This window comes from Elusimicrobiota bacterium (genome assembly GCA_040757695.1).
Classification (GTDB): Bacteria; Elusimicrobiota; UBA8919; order UBA8919; family UBA8919; genus JBFLWK01.
Genome location: JBFLWK010000014.1, coordinates 1 through 18,628 on the forward strand (window position 1 = coordinate 1; position 18,628 = coordinate 18,628).

Below are 18,628 nucleotides of genomic sequence, written 5' to 3' on the forward strand. Positions count from 1 at the left end.
GACCAGTTTTCCCGAATATAAAATTTATTTTTTGTATGCCTTTTGGCATTTGTCATAAGTGTATCATTTTTATACGGTTGTGTCAAGAGCATTTTATTATCGGTAAAATATAAATTTATAGCCGTTTTTCAGGTCGTCTATTGGGCAAGGAATATGTTGACAGTATTGATGTTCAGGTGACCGATACAAATTTAATGGACGATGTCAGTAACAAAATCAAAAAACTTATTATTATGCTTCACCGACTTTCGGAAACACAGAAAGACACAATTGATATAAGAAATATGGCGGATATTCAGGAAACGATAACATCAACGGTGAAGACATTTTCTTATCTTTTAGGCTCAATCGCATTCATCAGTTTGCTGGTTGGCGGTATCGGGATTATGAATATAATGCTGGTTTCAGTTACAGAACGAACCAGAGAAATTGGACTGCGTAAAGCGGTCGGCGCCGATAATAATGATATTCTTTTTCAGTTCATAGTTGAGTCGGTTGTTATATGTGTGTTAGGCGGGATTATCGGGATAATGTCCGGCTCCCTGATTTCCGTTATTCTGTCAAAATTCGCCGGCTGGTCAACAAAAATATCTCTGCCATCAGTTCTTCTGGCATTCACTTTCTCTGTTGCAATCGGTTTGATTTTTGGAATCTGGCCTGCCCGAAAAGCCGCTCAATTAAATCCTATAGATGCATTGCGTTATGAATAGAGATATATTCAAGTCATTAAAGCACAAAAACTTTTGGCTTTTTTTTTATCGGGCAGATTATATCACTAATTGGCAGCTGGATACAGACAACTGCGACACCGTGGCTGGTTTATCGGCTGACCAGTTCAGCAGTAGTTTTAGGACTTGTCGGCTTTTTAGGTCAGGTTTTTATTCTGATTGAAATGGTTGGTAAAGACGATTTAATGAATGCGATTGCACTTAACTCTGCAGTTGTTCAATCTGCTGATGTTGGCGCAGTTTTTTGAATACTTCGCTATGTTTCAGATTTAGTATAATAGCACAAGTATCGTTGCCTTTATCACTGTAATCAAGTATCGGATAATATAGAGCAAGTGCTCTATATTCCGACGACAAAACATATAGAGCAAATGCTCTACAACCTGTCTGCGACTATCCAAGTTCACCTGCGGTTGCTTTTATAATTTTCTATTAACAATGCGATTGAACTTGCAGGTATTGACGATAAAACAGGCGGTAAATTTTCCGGTATTGGTTCGGATTTAGCGGGTGCCTTAAAAAATTGTGATTTTAGAAAACCGGTGATTCTTTTATCTCATCAGCCGGATATTTTTCATTCTTTTATTTCAGTAGGTAAGCCGAGTTTATTCAATAATTCAATAAATGGATCCGGGTCTAATTCCTCAACATTCACCATTGTTTTTGGATTCCATACTTCTTTTGCAACAAGTATCGCTGCTGCGACCGGTGGCACACCTGCAGTATAACTAATCGCCTGCGATTCTACTTCATTATAGCATTCTTTATGATCAGAGACATTGTAAATAAAAATTTCCTTATGTTTACTATCTATCTCACCTTTCACAAGGCATCCGATACAGGTTTTACCGATATAATTCGGTGCAAGTGATTTCGGGTCCGGGAGTACCGCTTTTACAACTTTTAACGGGACAACTTCCTGCCCGTCTGCTGTTTTAATCGGTTTATGAGATAACAATCCTAATGTTCGCAAAACAGTAAAAACATTTATGTAATGGTCAGAAAAACCCATCCAGAACCTGATACTGTTCGCATCAATATTTTTAGAAAGAGAATGTAGTTCATCATGCCCGTTTAAATAAATCGGTTGCGGACCGACTACTGGAAAATCGTAAATCTGTTTTATTGTATGTGTTGGGAATTCCTGCCATTTTCGGTCAATCCAAGTCCATACTTTTACAAATTCACGAAAGTTTATTTCAGGGTCAAAATTGGTTGCAAAATATTTACCGTGATTACCAGCATTAACATCCATTATATCAATAGTATCAATTTTGCCATTGTTAAAATAATGCTTCACTGCTAATGCGCAGTATGCATTTACAACTCCAGGGTCAAATCCAACACCGAGTATCGCGGTTACGCCTTTTTGTGTACAACGGTCTTTTCGTTTCCATTCGTAATTTGCATACCAGGGCGGGTCTTCACAAACCTTGCCTGGCTCTTCATGGATTGCAGTGTCCATATAGACCACGCCGGTTTCAAGACATGCTTCCAGAACTGACATATTTATGAACGCAGTTCCAAGATTGATTACAATCTCTGATTTGGTTTCTTTTATCAGTTTTATTGTTGCAGGGATGTCTAATGCGTTAAGTTGTCTTGAATATATTTTTTTCGTCTTATTTTTGATATTATTTTTTCGGTAGATACTTTCAATAATTTCATCACATTTTTTTTGTGTTCGCGAAGCAATACAGACATCACCGAGAATATCATTATTTTGAGCACACTTATGTGCTGCAACATGAGCGACCCCACCTGCACCGATAATCAGAACATTTTTTTTCATAAAACACCACTGAACTGGCGCGGAACTTAATACACGGAAGCAACACGGAACTTTCCGTGCCTGTTCTGTGTTTCAGTTCTGCGTCTGTTCCGTGCCTCCTTAAGATAAATTATTCAAAAAATCTTTATAATCAAACTGGCGAACAATATCTAGTTTCCCGTTAAGTCGTTTAACAACTATTGAAGGCATCTGCAAGCCGTTGAACCAGTTTTTTTTTACCATTGTATATCCAGCCGCATCTGAAATTCTGATTATGTTGCCAGTTTTGAGCCGGTTTTTGAAGTTGTAGGTTCCAAATACATCTCCTGCCAGACATGACCGCCCGGCAATAATGTACTTGAAGTTGCCGTTCCCGGCGGAATTTATTTTTGCAGGTATTCTGTAAATCAACAAGTCAAGCATATGTGCCTCAGTTGATGCGTCCACTATTGCGATATCAATTTCATTATGAACAATATCAAGAATTTTTGTTACAAGTTGGGCTGATTGTGTAATCACCGTCTCGCCAGGTTCCAGATAAACCTGGATATGGAAACGGTTACTGAACTCTTTCAATTTTTGGCAAAACTTTTCTAACGGATAATTATCTTTTGTAAAATAAATCCCACCACCTAACGAGACCCAGTCCAGTTTTTCAAGCAACTCGCCATAATTATGCCCGATATAATCAACTGCCTTCGCAAAACTGTGAAAATCATCATTCTCACAATTAAAATGGAACATCACGCCACTGATAAGATGCAGTATTTTCCTGAGCGATTTTTTGCCGACTACACCTAATCGTGAATAACGCCGTGCGGGATCTGCTAAATCAAAATGGGAACAACTGATTTTCGGATTTATTCGTAGACCAACCTTAACATTAGCAACATTTTTGTAAAACATTTTTAGTTGCGATATTGAGTTAAAAATGATTTTGGTCGCATACCGTTTAACTTCTGCTATATCTTCTTTTGAATAAGCCACGCAGTAAGCATGAACCTCTTTACCAAATTTTTCATAGCCCAGTTGTGTTTCGTACAATGAACTGCTTGTTGTTCCGTCCATATATTTTTGTATTAACGGAAAAACAGACCATGTAGAAAAACATTTCAAGGCCAGCACAATTTTTCCGCCGGAATTTGTTCTGACATAATCTATTTTTTTAAGATTTTTCAGCAATTTTTTTTCGTCAATCAAATAGTAAGGTGTTTTCAGAATCATAATTCTACAATTAGTTTACAAAAAAAATTTTTTTTGTCAAGCAAAAAATAAAATTGGTAAAAAATTTGGTAATGCTTACCTCAAAACAAAAAAATTTGGGAAACCAAAAAAGTACTTGACAAAATTTGGTAAAATATGTATAATAATAACAGAATAAAATAAAAGGTGGTAAAATATGGCAGAAACAAAAGATGTAATGTCAATAAAAGAACTTTCAGCGTATCTTGGAATTGGGAAATCAAAAATTTACAATTTAATACGGCTTAACAAAATTCCAGCATCTAAGATTGGCAGGCAGTACAGGTTTTCAAAAGAGGTAATTGATAACTGGCTGAAAGAAAAAATTATTACAATCCCTCAACCACCGCAGATGGAACTTTTTAAGGGAGTACCAAAGGAAAAGGAAACAAAAAAGGAAACCACAAATGAACACATGTGAGCACAGCGAAACGAATAAAAACGATTGGAGATGGCAGTTAAGAAATCGTATCACAACACTTGAAGAACTGTCAAAATTTGTTTACCTTACAGAAAGCGAACTTGTAGCATTAAAAACCAATTCACGACTTAAAATGTCAATCACGCCGCATTTTATTTCATTGATAGATAAAAACGACCCGAACTGCCCGCTACGAAAACAAGCGATTCCAACAAGTGCAGAACTCAATTTTTGTGAAGATGATTTAACAGACCCCTGTGGTGAAGTAAAAGACACAGTAGTGTCCGGTGTCGTCCATCGTTATCCTGACCGTGTGCTTCTACTTGTAACTGATTTATGTGCGATGTACTGCCGGCATTGTACAAGAAGACGGCTTGTTGGCCAAAAAGAAGTATCGCTTTCTGATGAACAATTAAATATGTCGTACGATTATATCAAACGAAACAAGAAAATACGGGATGTACTTATTTCAGGTGGCGACCCGCTAATTCTCTGTGATAACAAACTTGAAACAATTTTAAGCAATTTGAAAGCAATTGAACATATTGAAATAATTCGTATCGGTACCCGAATACCTGTTTCATTACCGCAAAGAATTACACCTGAATTAGTCGCGATGCTAAAAAAATATCAGCCACTGTATATCTCAATACATTTCAATCATCCGAAAGAAATTTCAACACAGACAAAATCCGCATGTCTCACATTTGCAGATGCTGGAATCCCACTTGGCAGTCAGACCGTATTGCTTAAAGGTATAAACGACAACCCTAAAATTATGATGCGGCTAATGCATGAATTATTAAAAATCAGAGTAAAACCTTATTATATCTATCAGTGTGATTTAGCGCCGGGAACTTCGCATTTCAGAACATCAATATCAGCAGGTATCAAAATAATTGAATCACTGCGTGGATATACTACCGGCTATGCAGTACCAACATTCGTTGTTGATTTACCCGGTGGTGGTGGAAAAGTGCCGGTTTCACCTGAATATGTAATTTCTAAAAACAAAAAAAATGTTATATTAAGAAACTGGAGAAAAGAGATTTATGTATATCCAGAAAATTATCGCGAAAACAGACAAACCCGAGTGAATCGGGAAATTTTAACAGGAAAGGGGGTGAGATAAGAGATGGCACAGGAAGTCGCGAAAGCAGGTGTGAAGAGACAGGATGGTTATCTGTACTACATTGACAAGCAGGGCGATGTTTCCAGAGCGAAAATGGCCCGCGGTGGCAAGAAAGGCGGCAAACCCGAGAAAGTCGCGAAAGTCGGCGTAAAAAAAGAAAAGGGTTACCTCTATTTTCTTGACAAGAAAGGCAATGTATCCAGAGCAAAAATGGCAAGAAGGTAGAAAGTCCTGCCTGCCAACAGGCAGCCGTTTTTGATGATGGACTGAAAAAAACCCTCAAGTTCCTTATTTAGGAAGAATGGGGGTTTTTTATTGATTTTTTGTGATAAATTTTGTAAAATAATATTCTCTGACAAAAATGTGTCATTCCAGGATGTCTCTATCGTGGTTCTATCAGTATCGGAAACTGAATAATTGTCTTCAACCCCGAACTTCCTTAAGGACTTTTCAGAAAAGGCGTGGTAAAGGCAACGATACCAGTGATACAAAATGTAAGCAAATGCTTACATTTGAATTTTGCTCGTCGGTAATTTTTGGTTTTTCAATTAGTCCAATTGGTCTAATTGAAAATTTAGCAGTCTCGGATTGAAATTCAGTGGCAAAAAAATCCTGTTAATCCCGTCAAAAATCAAAAACGGGTTTCATGACGAAGCCCTGACTACCTTGTATAATGAAAAAAATCGCTATTACTGGTAAAGGCGGTGTTGGCAAAACTACAATTGCTGCTACACTCGCAATTGCGTTTTCTAAAGAAAAAAAAGTTGTCGCGGTTGATTGCGATCCCGACTCAAATCTGGCGGAAACACTTAATTTTCCTGAACCGAAAAAAATTATACCAATATCAGAAATGAAAAATCTGATACAGGCACGAACCGAATCAAAAAATGGTTTTTTTAAGATGAACCCGAAAGTTGACGATATACCCGAAAGGTTCTGTCCTGAATACAAAAATATCCGGCTTATAAATATGGGTTCTATTAAAAAAGGCGGCAGCGGCTGTTTCTGTGCTGAAAATACATTCATAAAAACGTTTATCAGCCATCTTTTGTTACAGCGTAATGAGTTCTTAATAATGGATATGCCTGCTGGAATTGAAAATCTTTCACGCGGGACCGCATCAGCCGTTGATGCTGTCTTGATTGTTGTTGAGCCGGATATGAAATCAATTGAAACTGCAAAAAGAATCAGGCAACTTTGTAATGAACTGAAAATAAAAAAAGTTTTTATTATTGGGAATAAAGTTATAGATAAAACCGATAAGGATTTTATCAGACAAAATATTGATATGCTTGATATTTTAGAGTTTATCAAGTATAATAGAAATATAAGAACATCACGAGGACTATTATCAGAGAACAAGTCAATTCTAACCCAAATTTATAAAATAAAAAAACTTTTGGAGGCAGGGAAATGAGCAATAAAGAAAAAAGCATTGATTTGGCAACAACAGAAATGCTTGATATTGCGTGTAAAAAAAATATAGCAACCGCATTTGACAGATACGAGATGATAGAGCCGGAATGCGGATTCGGTCAATTAGGTATTTGCTGCAGGAACTGCGTAATGGGACCCTGTCGGATTGACCCATTTGGTGAAGGTGCAAAAGAGGGGATATGTGGTGCTACCGCCGATATTATCGCGGCAAGAAATCTTGTCAGAATGATTGCTGCAGGTGCCGCCGCACATTCAGACCATGGCAGAGATATAGCACATACTCTACTTGCGACTTCGGAAGGAAAAACAAAAGGTTATGAAATCAAGGGGAAGCAAAAATTATTTAATTTAGCAAAAGAACTCAATATAAAAACGGAAAACAGAAAAATAGAAGAAATCGCTCATGATGTTGCCGAAAAATGTTTCGCTGAATTCGGGCAGCAGCATGGCGAATTACAATTTACTAAACGAGCACCCAAAAAACGACAGGAGATCTGGAAAAAAAATAAATTTATGCCGCGTGGTATTGATAGAGAGATTGTTGAAATAATGCATAGAACACATATCGGCGTTGATAATGACTACGAAAACCTAATTCAACAAGGCATTCGTGCTTCACTCGGAGACGGTTGGGGCGGTTCAATGGTAGCGACCGATTTGTCAGATGTAATTTTTGGAAACCCAACGCCTGTTCGTTCAATTGCCAATCTCGGTGTTCTAAAAGAGAATGAGGTGAACCTGATTGTTCACGGACACGAGCCGACACTTTCAGATGTAATTGTTACAGCAGCACAGGATAAAGAACTGCTGGATTTAGCAAAAAGTTACGGTGCCAATGGTATAACACTTGCTGGAATCTGTTGCACGGCAAATGAGATTCTAATGAGACACGGAATTCCACTTGCAGGAAATTTTTTGCAGCAGGAACTGGCTGTAATCACCGGTGCGGTTGATTTGATGCTTGTGGATGTTCAGTGCATTATGCCCGCTCTCGGAAATCTCTGTCAGTGTTTTCATACAAAATTTGTCTCAACCTCACCGAAGGCGAAATTTCCATTTGCAGAACATGTTGAATTTTCAGAAGAAGAAGCACTGCCTATAGCAAAAAAAATTGTCCGAATGGCAGTTGAGAATTACAAAAACAGAAAGAAGGAATTTGTAAAAATCCCAAATGAAAAAATGGATTTGGTAGCAGGGTTTACCGCTGAATATGTTTATAAAATGCTTGGTGGAAAATATAGAGCAACCTACAGACCGCTTAATGATGCGATAATTTCAGGACGGTTGCGAGGTGCAGTTGGAATAGTTGGTTGTAATAATCCAAAAATAAAACACGACTGGGCACATGTAACACTTGCAAAGGAACTTATAAAAAAGGATGTACTTGTCGTCGTAACCGGTTGTTCCGCGATTGCTGATGCAAAGGCAGGACTTTTGGTACCGGAGGCTGCAAAAAAATATGCAGGGAAAGGACTGCAAGAAATTTGTGAAGCGGTAGGCATCCCACCTGTTTTACACTTGGGAAGTTGTGTTGATTGTTCAAGAATTTTAACTGTGCTTGCCAATACTGTTTTAGAAGGCGGGTTGGGAGAAGATATTTCGGATTTGCCTGTTGCTGGTGCTGCGCCTGAATGGATGTCTGAAAAAGCAGTCAGTATTGCCTTTTATGTCGCTGCTTCGGGAGTTTATACTGTTTTAGGACTCCCGTTTCCTGTTCTTGGAGGTAAAAAACTTACAGAACTTTTGACAAAAAATCTGGAAAATATCGTCGGTGCAAATTTTGCATTTGAGCCCGACCCATTAAAAGCAGCTGAGTTAATCGTCAATCATCTGAACAAAAAACGCGAAGCACTTAAACTCAAACCAATAATGTATGAATAAAAAACTTATGGAAAGATTATTTCAAGTGGAGAAAAAATGGTAGAAGTTTTAACTCCGTTACAAAAAGAAATTCTTAAAAAATTCCTGATGAAATAGAAAAATTACCAGTTACAATGTTAAAACCAGTAAATATAATTAAATTAAAAGAATTTTTTATAAATTCTGCAATGCAATTGATTGATAAAAGAATAAAATAGGTAAAAGTTATGAAGAAGATATATTGTGATATTTCAAAATGTCTTGGATGCAGAAGTTGCGAACTCGCCTGCGCAGTTGAGCACTCCAAAACAAAAATTTTAGAGCGAGCAATTTACGAAACACCGTTACCAGAAAAACGTGTTTCTGTAGAACAGTTGTCTTTACCTTCTACCTTCTACCTTCTGCCTTCTACCGTTCCTTTACAGTGCCGTCATTGCGAAGATGCACCCTGTGTAAAAATTTGTCCTACAAAATCAATGGAGAAAATGGAGAATGGGATTGTTTTACATCACGATGAGACCTGTATCGGTTGTAAATGGTGTATTATTGTCTGCCCATTTGGGATTCCAAAAACAAACAAGGCGGGTAAAACAATAATAAAATGTGACCTGTGTATTGAACGACTGAAAAATAATGAATCTCCTATATGCGTTTCTGCTTGTCCAACAAAAGCGCTTAAATTCAAAGAAGCAGAAGAAATTGCACAAGAGAAGAAGAAAAAGTTTTTAGTTGAGTTTGTTTTTTCTACGAAACTTTAGTTTCGGTTCCCAGCAGAGGCGGATCCCTGCCTGTAGCAAGGAAGCTCCTTTGGCGGAAAAACTAGCAAAACCGATGCTAAAGCATCATAGAATAATTGTATGAGTATACAAAAATTGATTAAGAAATACGAAAAAACAGAAGAGAATGTTTTAGGTATCCTTGAAGATTTACAACAGGAATTCAATTATCTATCCGAAGAGCATCTGCGACTTATATCAGAAAAGTTTAAAGTTCCATTAAGTAGAATCTATTCTTTAGCAACTTTTTATAAAGCGTTTTCACTTAAGCCAAAAGGGAAACATATTATACTTGTATGTTTAGGAACCGCATGTCATGTTCGTGGTGGACCCAAAATTGTTGAAACGGCTAGTCGTCTGCTAGGTATTCAACCCGGTGAAACAACTGCTGACAAACTATTCACTTTGGAAACCGTCAACTGTCTCGGTGCTTGTGCGTTAGGACCGTTAATGGTTATAGACGGCAAATACTATGGTAAAATGTCATCTGCAAAAGTAAACAAAATAATTGAGAGTTACAAATGAAGCACAAATGGAATAAGTTTTCAAGATGATGAAAGAGAAAGTACTGGATTGGGAAGAGGCAATGCTTTTTAAAACTTTTATGTATTTGAAAAAATAAGTTAAAAAGGGCATCAACTTTATGAAAATAAATTCAGTTGATGAATTAGAAAAATTAAGAAGTGAAATTGTCACACAACGAAACCCAGAGCAAACTGTAATAAGTATTGGAAATGGTACTTGCTGTAGGGCGGTTGGCTCAGAAAGTGTTGCTGATACTTTTATAGAGGAAATTAAGAAAAGAAATTTAAAAGATAAATTTATTTTACAACTTACAGGCTGCCAAGGATTTAGTGAACAGGACCCTGTAGTAGTGATTTATCCAAAGAAAATTTTTTATCACCAAGTAAAACCAGAAGATGTTACTGAAATATTAGATTCTATTGTGGCAGGTAAGATAGTTAATAGACTTTTATATGAAAACTTTATGTACGAAGCAGAAATCCCGTTCTTCAGGATGCAAAAACGATTTCTTACTAGTAGTTTTGGTAAAATAAATCCATTGAGTATATCAGATTATATTTCTATTAGTGGATATTCAGCATTAGCAAAAGCACTACAAATGAATCCGGAAGAAATTATTGATGAAATAAAAAAATCCGGTCTGCGTGGTCGTGGTGGTGCCGGCTTTCCGACGGGTAGAAAATGGTCTGCCTGCCGTCAGTCCAATCCAACAACTAACAACCAACAACTAACAACTAAGTATATCATCTGCAATGCTGATGAAGGTGACCCGGGTGCATTTATGGACCGCTCACTCTTAGAAAGTAATCCACATTCTGTTATTGAAGGAATGATTATTGGTGCATATGCGATTGGTGGTTTAGGTAGCCGATCCTTCAGCCCCGCCGAGCATGAAGCCCATAAAGGGCTGAATGCTCGGCTACAAGGGGCTTCAGGGTCGGTTGAAATTCAAGGTTATATTTATGTTCGTAATGAATATCCATTAGCAGTGAAACATTTACAAATTGCACTTACACAGGCAAAAGAATATGGATTTTTAGGTGCGAATATTTTGGGAACTGAGTTTTCATTTGATATAAAAATAATTCGTGGTGGTGGTGCATTTGTATGTGGTGAGTCATCTGCATTAAGAGCATCTATTGAAGGTAAAATAGGTGAACCATCAGTAAAATATGTTCATGCAACAGATAAAGGACTCTACGACAGACCTACAGTTTTGAATAATGTAAAAACATGGGCGTCTGTGCCTTTAATAGTCAATAATGGCGCTGAATGGTTTTCATCAATCGGTACAGAAAAATCCAAAGGGACAATGATATTTTCGCTTGTCGGAAAAATCAACAATACAGGGCTTGTAGAAGTGCCCATGGGTATAAAACTTCGGCAGTTGATTTACGATATTGGCGGTGGAATTCCAAATAACAAAAAATTCAAAGCAGTTCAAACAGGTGGTCCTTCAGGTGGCTGTATTCCAGAGAGTTTATTAGACCTACCAGTTGATTACGAAGCACTAACAGAAGCAGGTTCTATGATGGGTTCTGGTGGGATGATAGTTATGGATGAAGATACCTGTATGGTAGAAGTAGCGCGATATTTCTTAGCATTCACTCAGGATGAGTCCTGTGGGAAATGCACTCCCTGCCGTGAAGGAACGAAAATTATGTTAGATATCCTAACTCGTATCACACAAGGAAAAGGTTCACAAGGTGATATTGAACTGCTTGAAGAGGTTGGTCAGATGGTCAAAGATACTGCATTGTGTGCGCTTGGTAATAGTGCGCCTAATCCTGTATTAACTACAATAAGATATTTTAGAAATGAATACGAGGCACATATAAAAGAAAAAAAATGTCCAGCAAAGCAATGTAAATCACTTATTACATATAGCATACTGGAAAAATGTAATGGCTGCCATGTGTGTTTTAAGAACTGTCCACAAGAGGCGATTTCTGGTGAGCCCAAAAAACTGCATACAATAAATCAGGATAAATGTATCAAATGTGGTATCTGCTTTGATCTCTGTAAATTTGCTGCTATAGAAATTCAATGATCAAGAGGGGAAACTATGGGTAAAGTTATTGTTAAAACGAAACTCTGGAATTTTTGTGATGAGGTAGAAGTAAGAAAAGGGCTCCGCAAGCCTGAAGAGATAAGATCGGTTGAAGTTGATGCTTTAGTTGATACAGGTGCGACGATGGTAAGTTTACCAAAGAAATTAGTAGAAGCACTTGGGTTATTATTCTTACGTGAAACTACAGTTACTTATGCTGATGGTAGGAGAGAGAAAAAAAATGTTGCTACGGGTTTAAATATTGAAATTTTAGGTCGATTAGCATTGACTGATTGCCTTGTTGAAGAGCTAGAGACAAAAGTTTTAATTGGCCAAATCCCGCTTGAAGAAATGGATTTGATTGTAGATCCAAAAAATGGAGCAATTGGTCCTCGTCCTGAATCGCCAGATATGCCATTAATTGAAATGTTATGAGAATCAACATCAACAACAAAACTGTAGAAGTTGAAAAAGGAAATACTATACTTCAAGCAGCACAGAATCTTGGTATTGAAATACCAACTTTATGTTATCATCCAGCATTAGAACCATATGGTGCTTGTCGACTGTGTCTTGTAGAAATTACAAAAGCAGCATGGAAAGGCTGGTCACGACTTGTTGTTTCTTGCGCATATCCTGTTGAAGAAGGTCTTATAGTTTCCACAAATTCTGAGAAAGTTGTTAAAGCAAGAAAATTTGTTTTAGAACTGTTACTTGCCCGCTGTCCTGACTCTGAAATTATAATAAATTTAACACAAAAATATGGAATAGTTAAAAGTCGTTTTTCTTTTACTCTCAACTCTCAACTCTCAACTCTCAACTGCATTTTATGCGGTTTATGTGTTCGTGTCTGTACAGAAATTATAGGTAAAAGTTCAATAAGTTTTGTAGCTCGTGGTATAAACCGAGAAATAAAAACACCATTTGATAAACCATCAGATGTCTGTATCGGTTGCGGTGCCTGTGCGTTTGTATGCCCTACAGGTAGTATAAAAATTGAAGATATTTTTGATAAACGGAATATCTGGAAAACAGAACTCCAATTGAAAACTTGCAAAAATTGTGGAAAAACATTTGGCACAGTAAAAGAACTTGAGAATATCAAAATAAAAGTTCCAGAAATTTTAGAATTTTTTGAAATATGTCCTCGTTGCCGTCGGAACGACTTAAAACAAAAAATATCTGAAACAACATATGCGTTCCAAAGATAGAAAAATTGATTATTCACTGAAACTCTGCCGAGAGGTTTTAGGACTTCCAGCATTCCATTTCGGGTATTTTGATGAAACGCGGAACAGACGCGAAACGACACACGGAACAGACACGGAACTAACTATTGATGATTTGAAACAGGCACAGTTAAAATATACTGAAAAACTGTTAAATTATATTCCTGAAAATGTAGAAACAATTCTTGATGTCGGTTGCGGAACAGGGATTTCAACAGAGATGCTTATTTCAAAAGGGCTTAATGTTGAATGTTTAAGCCCTGACCTGTATAATCAACAAATAATTACTGAAAAGTTTAAAGATGCAGTTAAATTTCATCTTATAAAGTTTGAAGAGTTTTCTACTGATAAAAAATATAACCTTGTACTAATGAGTGAAAGTTCACAGTATATATCGCTGAAAATACTTTTTTACAAATGTAAAGAAACTTTAACTAAAAACGGCTATATTCTACTATCTGACTATTTCAGAAAAGAGCCAACCAGCTATTACAGAAACTGCGCTGTTTTATCGGAATTTCTTGAAGAAGCAGAAAAAAATAATTTCAAAATTTTGAAATCAGAAGATATTACTGAAAATATTCTGCCGACACTTTCACTGGGAAATTATTACTATCAACATTATGCGATTCCAATACTGGAATCGCTGATTTCATTAGCAAATGACGAACTCCCAAAAACAACTAAAATTATAAAAGTTCTGTTTAAACAAAAAATTTATAAACAGAAAAAACGGATATACGAAAAATATCCAGAAATGCTGGATACTGAACAATTCAGAAAGAACCTGAAATATATGATATACCTGTTCCGGAAAGGACGAGAAACAAACGCGGAATGAAACGCGGAACAGACGCTAAATGTTCTGCGTCAGTTTTGCGGGTTCTTCAAAGTTTAGCGTTAGTTTGGCGATTTTCAGGAGGGAAATAATGTCAAAAATTGTTGCTACCGCTGCTATAAAAGGCGCAAAAAAATTTGTTCAAGAAGCAGAAGAATTTTTAAACAAAGCAATTTTAGAAAAAAGCGAATCACAGAAAGTAGAATTCCCGGATACCGCATACTATTTCCCAATGGCGTATGCATTATTGGGTTTAGAAGTAAAAACGCTTGGTGAGTTAAAACCGGTTTTGCAAGAAGCAAAATCGCTTTTGCATAATGAGCCAACAGAAACTATATGGCTGCCTTATTTAGGTGATGCGTTAGATTCCGGTATCGCAACATTACTTGCTGAAGAAATTATCGTCGGGCTACGATATCTTTACAAACAGGAACCGCAACAGGATTGTAACGGCTTTTTTTCAGATACAATTTTAAGGTCACTTGGTATCCAGCTTGTTGATGGCAGGATGCCCGGGTTTGCCGCAATTTTAGGCGCTGTGCCTGATAACAAAACTGCGGTTGAAATAGTAAGAGAACTTCAAAAAAGAAATATTTTGATATTTGTTGGCTCGTCAACAAATGGACGCTCAATCATAGACCAGTTAAAAGAAGAAAAAGTTGAAATGGGCTGGGATAATTACATCGTTCCATATGGTAGAGACACAGTTACAGGAATTTATCCGCTAAACTGGGCGATAAGAGCTGCATTAACATTTGGTGGCTTGAGAGCTGGTGAGCCGTTGAAATGCTTGAAATACTGTCAGAACAGGGTCTTCGCATTCGGTTTAGCACTCGGCACTGTTGATGACGAAAAATATGCTACTGGCGCAGGTGCAATCAATATGGGTTTTCCTGTAATTGCAGATACAGATATTCCTGAAATTCTACCGACGGGCATCTGTACTTACGAGCATCTTGTCAAAGAACTGGATTACAAAAAAATTGTGCCACGCTGTATTGAGGTTCGTGGTGTAAAGGTAAAAGTTTCAGAGATACCAATCCCGGTTGCATATTCTGCAGCGTTTGAAGGTGAACGAGTAAGAAGAGAACAGACATATATGGAAGCAGGTAGTAAATTCTCTACTGCGTTTGAATATGTGACAACAAAAAATTTGGACGAAATTGAGGATGGTAAATTTGAAATTATAGGTGTTGAAATTGACGATATAAAAGAAGATTCTGCAGTACCACTTGCGATTTATGTAGAAGTTGCCGGTAGAAAAATGCAGAAAGAGTTTGAATCAATTGTTGAACGCCAGATTCATACATATCTGAATGAAGCACAAGGTGTGATGCATACAGGTCAGAGGGATTTGCTCTGGCTTAGAATCTCCAAAGAGGCGAAATCAAAGGGCTTTAAGTTGAAACATCTTGGCACAATTATTCATGCTCGGATTCACGAGATATTCGGTACTATTATTGATAAGGTTCAAGTTAAAATTTATACAAACCAAGAGGATGTAGAAAAACTGTTGCCAACTGCCCGTGAAGCGTATAAATTCCGCGATGAACGGATTGGTGCGATGACGGATGAATCGGTTGACACATTTTATTCCTGTACACTCTGTCAGTCGTTTGCACCAAATCATTTGTGTATTGTGAAACCGGAACGACTGGGCTTGTGCGGTGCGTATAACTGGCTTGATTGCAAGGCGTCGTTTGAAATAAATCCAACCGGACCTAATCAGCCGGTAAAAAAAGGTACGATGTTAGACGAAATAAGAGGCGAGTGGCAGGGCATCAATGACTGGGTAAAAATAAAATCAAACGGTCATTTAGAACGGTTTCACGGATATTCTATTATGACCTGCCCTGAAACCAGTTGCGGCTGTTTTGAATGTATAGGCGCAATTGTTCCTGAGGCAAACGGATTTATGATTGTCAACCGCGAGTATTCGGGCATGACACCACTTGGTATGACATTTTCTACACTTGCTGGTTCAGTTGGTGGCGGCAACCAAACGCCTGGATTTATGGGTTTCGGTCGGCTCTATATCATATCAAAAAAGTTTATCAAAGCAGATGGCGGACTGAAAAGAATCGTATGGATGCCGAAAGAGTTAAAAGAGGCGATTTCTGAAAAATTTAAAAAACGTGCTGAAGAAGAAAACATACCAATTTTTCTTGATAAAATCGCCGACGAAACTGTTGCAACTGATACCGAAAAACTTCTTGAGTTCTTGCAAAAAGTAAATCATCCTGCACTTACAATGGAACCACTGTTATAAAAAGGCAATTAAAAATGTAAAATGTAAAATTAAAAATTGTTGTGAAAAAAATAAAATCCCATAATTTTTCATTTTTAATTTTGAATTTTTAATTGATATTATTATGAAACTTATTGCAGATTTGCATATTCACTCTAAATACTCTCGTGCAACAAGCGGTGATATGGATATTCCTAACATCGCTAAGTGGGCAAAACTTAAAGGGATTGCACTTATGGGGACAGGCGATTTTACTCATCCTAAATGGCTTGAACATCTGAAAGAAAACTTAAAAGAAACCGATGGTTGCTATGAACACAACAGCATAAAATTTATTCTGACAGCAGAAGTTTCAAATATCTATACAAGAACCGATAAAACACGGAAGGTGCATAATATAATTTTTGCGCCTGATTTTGAAACAGTTGAAAAAATCAATACTGAACTTGCTGGATTTGGCAACCTTGAGTCAGATGGCAGACCTATGCTTTCGCTTGATTCCGAAGATCTTGCAAAAATTGTGTTTGATATTTCAGATGACTGTATGATAATTCCTGCACATGCCTGGACACCACATTTTTCTGTATTCGGGTCTAATTCCGGATTTAACTCTTTAGAAGAATGTTTTGGCTATTATACTGATAGAATCTACTCTATTGAAACAGGGCTTTCATCTGACCCGAAAATGAACTGGCGGCTTTCACAACTTGATAAAATTACACTCATCTCAAATTCAGATGCGCACTCACCAAAAAATATTGGACGCGAAGCGAATGTATTTGATGTCACGAATTATACGAATTTATACGAACAAATTACCCGAATTATTAGAACAAAGGATAAAGACAAGTTTCTCTATACAATAGAGTTTTTTCCGGAAGAAGGAAAATATCATTATGATGGACACAGGAATTGCGATACTGTGCTTGCACCTAAAGATGCGATAAAAAATCATAATCTCTGCCCGAATTGTGAGAGACGGCTTACAATTGGTGTTTTACATCGTGTAGAAGAACTTGCAGATAGAGAGGAAAATTTTCAGCCAGTAAATGCTATCGGCTACAAAAGTTTGATTCCATTAAGAGAGATTATTGCTGATGCGTTAGATATTGGGAAGGAATCCGCAGGTGTTGATAAAGAATATCAACAGATAACATCACAGGTTGGAACTGAGTTTGATGTGCTTTTAGAAATTCCAGAAGAAATTTTACAAAAAAATATCAGAACGGAAATTGCCGAAGGCATTATTAAGGTTAGAAATGGTGAGGTTGATATACAGGCGGGTTACGATGGTGTATATGGTAAAATTTCAATAAGAAAAGATAAAAAACAAGAACAACTTTCATTGTTTTAAGAAAAAATGAAATATCTTAATATTGATGTAACAAAATGTTCGGGTTGCCGGATGTGTGAACTTGCCTGCTCATTTATTAAAGAAAAAAAAATTGTTCCTAATCTTGCCAGAATAAATGTGGTTGCTGATTTTGGAAAAGGGCTTTCTATACCGATTGTATGTATGCAATGCGAGAATGCGCCTTGTATAAATATCTGTCCAACAAAAGCGCTCTCAAAAAATTTTGTAACCGGTGCTGTTATCGTCTCAAATAAAAAATGTATCGGCTGTAAACTTTGCACAACCGTGTGTCCTTACGGTGCGATTGTTTTTATTCCTGAAAAAAAATATGTTGTAAAATGTGACCTGTGTGATGGTGAACCAACCTGTGTAAAATTTTGCTGTACAGGTGCGTTAAGATATGACGAATCTATAAAAACAAAAATGCTAAAAAAACGGGAAGTTGCAGAAAGAATGATACAGATACTTGGCGAAATTCATTAAAGTCTAGAAGGGGGGGAGAGGAGGGAAGAGGGGGAAGGGTAGAATGAAAATTTTAGTTACTAATCCGGAAAAATGTTCAGGTTGTCGAATATGCGAAATCACTTGCTCCTATTTTCACGAGCAAATTTTTAATCCAGCCAAAGCACGAATCCAAATTGTCTCAAACAAAAAGGAAGCGATTTTTTATCCGCTGATTTGCGAGCAATGTGAAAAAGCACCCTGTAGTGAGGTTTGTCCTGTAAAAGCGATTTCTAAAAATGACGAAACAGGCGCATGGGTTGTGGATGTGAAAAAATGTATCGGCTGTAAAATGTGTGTTCAGGCATGCCCTGCTGGAATTATGAATTTTGATAGTGATGCTGGAGTTTCTATGAAATGTGATTTATGTTCTGGTGATACGCAATGTGTCAAATACTGCCCGATGGGTGCGATTGAATATATTGACGAAAGTAAAATCAGCTTAAAGCGAAAAAGTTGGGTTGGCAAAAAAATTCTAGCAACAGTCAGTGAAAGCAAATAGAAAACCACACGGAT

The 18,628-nt window shown here is 37.1% G+C and carries 19 protein-coding genes; 16 read left to right on the forward strand and 3 right to left on the reverse strand.

Features of this window, described 5'->3' with window-relative positions:
- Window positions 1-140: 140 nt before the first annotated feature.
- Window positions 141-710: an FtsX-like permease family protein gene (locus AB1349_04170; protein ID MEW6556535.1), complete on the forward strand. Its 570-nt coding sequence runs from the start codon at window positions 141-143 to the stop codon at window positions 708-710.
- A gap of 219 nt (window positions 711-929) precedes the next feature.
- Here AB1349_04170 and AB1349_04175 read toward each other — a convergent pair whose 3' ends face one another.
- From AB1349_04175 to nspC, 3 genes are all read right to left on the reverse strand, one after another.
- Complete coding sequence (locus tag AB1349_04175) at window positions 930-1,085, reverse strand: hypothetical protein (protein ID MEW6556536.1); 156 nt, start codon at window positions 1,083-1,085, stop codon at window positions 930-932.
- 217 nt (window positions 1,086-1,302) lie between these two features.
- Window positions 1,303-2,520, reverse strand: coding sequence for a saccharopine dehydrogenase family protein (locus tag AB1349_04180; protein MEW6556537.1), 1,218 nt, complete (start codon window positions 2,518-2,520; stop codon window positions 1,303-1,305).
- A 99-nt stretch (window positions 2,521-2,619) separates the two neighbouring features.
- Entirely contained in the window at window positions 2,620-3,723 is a 1,104-nt protein-coding gene (nspC, locus tag AB1349_04185; GenBank protein ID MEW6556538.1) for a carboxynorspermidine decarboxylase, read from the reverse strand.
- Between the two features lie 175 nt (window positions 3,724-3,898).
- Between nspC and AB1349_04190 the strand changes: the two genes are divergently transcribed.
- From AB1349_04190 to AB1349_04260, 15 genes are all read left to right on the forward strand, one after another.
- A complete protein-coding gene (locus AB1349_04190) occupies window positions 3,899-4,162 on the forward strand; it encodes a helix-turn-helix domain-containing protein (protein ID MEW6556539.1) in 264 nt (87 codons plus the stop codon).
- Window positions 4,149-5,294, forward strand: a complete 1,146-nt coding sequence (locus tag AB1349_04195; protein ID MEW6556540.1) for a KamA family radical SAM protein — start codon at window positions 4,149-4,151, stop codon at window positions 5,292-5,294. Before AB1349_04190 ends, AB1349_04195 begins: the two co-directional genes overlap by 14 nt.
- A gap of 3 nt (window positions 5,295-5,297) precedes the next feature.
- Complete coding sequence (locus AB1349_04200; GenBank protein ID MEW6556541.1) at window positions 5,298-5,519, forward strand: hypothetical protein; 222 nt, start codon at window positions 5,298-5,300, stop codon at window positions 5,517-5,519.
- A gap of 448 nt (window positions 5,520-5,967) precedes the next feature.
- Window positions 5,968-6,711 (forward strand): ArsA-related P-loop ATPase, encoded by a 744-nt coding sequence (locus tag AB1349_04205; protein MEW6556542.1) that lies wholly within the window; start codon window positions 5,968-5,970, stop codon window positions 6,709-6,711.
- Complete coding sequence (gene cooS / locus AB1349_04210; GenBank protein MEW6556543.1) at window positions 6,708-8,612, forward strand: anaerobic carbon-monoxide dehydrogenase catalytic subunit; 1,905 nt, start codon at window positions 6,708-6,710, stop codon at window positions 8,610-8,612. Before AB1349_04205 ends, cooS begins: the two co-directional genes overlap by 4 nt.
- Window positions 8,613-8,818: 206 nt before the next feature.
- Window positions 8,819-9,349 (forward strand): 4Fe-4S dicluster domain-containing protein, encoded by a 531-nt coding sequence (locus tag AB1349_04215; protein ID MEW6556544.1) that lies wholly within the window; start codon window positions 8,819-8,821, stop codon window positions 9,347-9,349.
- Window positions 9,350-9,448: 99 nt separating this feature from the next.
- Window positions 9,449-9,892, forward strand: a complete 444-nt coding sequence (gene nuoE, locus AB1349_04220; protein ID MEW6556545.1) for an NADH-quinone oxidoreductase subunit NuoE — start codon at window positions 9,449-9,451, stop codon at window positions 9,890-9,892.
- A 118-nt stretch (window positions 9,893-10,010) separates the two neighbouring features.
- A complete protein-coding gene (locus AB1349_04225; protein MEW6556546.1) occupies window positions 10,011-11,942 on the forward strand; it encodes an NADH-quinone oxidoreductase subunit NuoF in 1,932 nt (643 codons plus the stop codon).
- A 15-nt stretch (window positions 11,943-11,957) separates the two neighbouring features.
- On the forward strand, window positions 11,958-12,377 hold the full coding sequence (locus AB1349_04230) for a retroviral-like aspartic protease family protein (protein ID MEW6556547.1): 420 nt from the start codon (window positions 11,958-11,960) through the stop codon (window positions 12,375-12,377).
- Complete coding sequence (locus tag AB1349_04235) at window positions 12,374-13,153, forward strand: 2Fe-2S iron-sulfur cluster-binding protein (GenBank protein MEW6556548.1); 780 nt, start codon at window positions 12,374-12,376, stop codon at window positions 13,151-13,153. Before AB1349_04230 ends, AB1349_04235 begins: the two co-directional genes overlap by 4 nt.
- Entirely contained in the window at window positions 13,137-14,012 is an 876-nt protein-coding gene (locus tag AB1349_04240) for a methyltransferase domain-containing protein (GenBank protein ID MEW6556549.1), read from the forward strand. Before AB1349_04235 ends, AB1349_04240 begins: the two co-directional genes overlap by 17 nt.
- Before the next feature lie 88 nt (window positions 14,013-14,100).
- A complete protein-coding gene (gene acsB, locus AB1349_04245; GenBank protein MEW6556550.1) occupies window positions 14,101-16,278 on the forward strand; it encodes an acetyl-CoA decarbonylase/synthase complex subunit alpha/beta in 2,178 nt (725 codons plus the stop codon).
- Window positions 16,279-16,381: 103 nt separating this feature from the next.
- Window positions 16,382-17,611: an endonuclease Q family protein gene (locus AB1349_04250; GenBank protein MEW6556551.1), complete on the forward strand. Its 1,230-nt coding sequence runs from the start codon at window positions 16,382-16,384 to the stop codon at window positions 17,609-17,611.
- A gap of 6 nt (window positions 17,612-17,617) precedes the next feature.
- The gene (locus tag AB1349_04255) at window positions 17,618-18,094 is read left to right on the forward strand and encodes a 4Fe-4S dicluster domain-containing protein (GenBank protein ID MEW6556552.1); all 477 of its coding nucleotides are present in this window, start codon (window positions 17,618-17,620) and stop codon (window positions 18,092-18,094) included.
- 43 nt (window positions 18,095-18,137) lie between these two features.
- Window positions 18,138-18,614 (forward strand): 4Fe-4S dicluster domain-containing protein, encoded by a 477-nt coding sequence (locus AB1349_04260; protein ID MEW6556553.1) that lies wholly within the window; start codon window positions 18,138-18,140, stop codon window positions 18,612-18,614.
- Window positions 18,615-18,628: the final 14 nt, after the last annotated feature.

Coding starts and splice junctions, on each gene's coding strand:
- AB1349_04200 (MEW6556541.1), top strand. CDS start 5,298: ATGGCACAGGAAGTCGCGAAAGCAGGTGTGAAGAGACAGGATGGTTAT.
- acsB (MEW6556550.1), top strand. CDS start 14,101: ATGTCAAAAATTGTTGCTACCGCTGCTATAAAAGGCGCAAAAAAATTT.
- AB1349_04230 (MEW6556547.1), top strand. CDS start 11,958: ATGGGTAAAGTTATTGTTAAAACGAAACTCTGGAATTTTTGTGATGAG.
- AB1349_04215 (MEW6556544.1), top strand. CDS start 8,819: ATGAAGAAGATATATTGTGATATTTCAAAATGTCTTGGATGCAGAAGT.
- AB1349_04225 (MEW6556546.1), top strand. CDS start 10,011: ATGAAAATAAATTCAGTTGATGAATTAGAAAAATTAAGAAGTGAAATT.
- nspC (MEW6556538.1), bottom strand. CDS start 3,723: ATGATTCTGAAAACACCTTACTATTTGATTGACGAAAAAAAATTGCTG.
- AB1349_04195 (MEW6556540.1), top strand. CDS start 4,149: ATGAACACATGTGAGCACAGCGAAACGAATAAAAACGATTGGAGATGG.
- AB1349_04250 (MEW6556551.1), top strand. CDS start 16,382: ATGAAACTTATTGCAGATTTGCATATTCACTCTAAATACTCTCGTGCA.
- AB1349_04205 (MEW6556542.1), top strand. CDS start 5,968: ATGAAAAAAATCGCTATTACTGGTAAAGGCGGTGTTGGCAAAACTACA.
- AB1349_04235 (MEW6556548.1), top strand. CDS start 12,374: ATGAGAATCAACATCAACAACAAAACTGTAGAAGTTGAAAAAGGAAAT.
- AB1349_04260 (MEW6556553.1), top strand. CDS start 18,138: ATGAAAATTTTAGTTACTAATCCGGAAAAATGTTCAGGTTGTCGAATA.
- AB1349_04180 (MEW6556537.1), bottom strand. CDS start 2,520: ATGAAAAAAAATGTTCTGATTATCGGTGCAGGTGGGGTCGCTCATGTT.
- nuoE (MEW6556545.1), top strand. CDS start 9,449: ATGAGTATACAAAAATTGATTAAGAAATACGAAAAAACAGAAGAGAAT.
- AB1349_04255 (MEW6556552.1), top strand. CDS start 17,618: ATGAAATATCTTAATATTGATGTAACAAAATGTTCGGGTTGCCGGATG.
- AB1349_04240 (MEW6556549.1), top strand. CDS start 13,137: ATGCGTTCCAAAGATAGAAAAATTGATTATTCACTGAAACTCTGCCGA.
- AB1349_04190 (MEW6556539.1), top strand. CDS start 3,899: ATGGCAGAAACAAAAGATGTAATGTCAATAAAAGAACTTTCAGCGTAT.
- cooS (MEW6556543.1), top strand. CDS start 6,708: ATGAGCAATAAAGAAAAAAGCATTGATTTGGCAACAACAGAAATGCTT.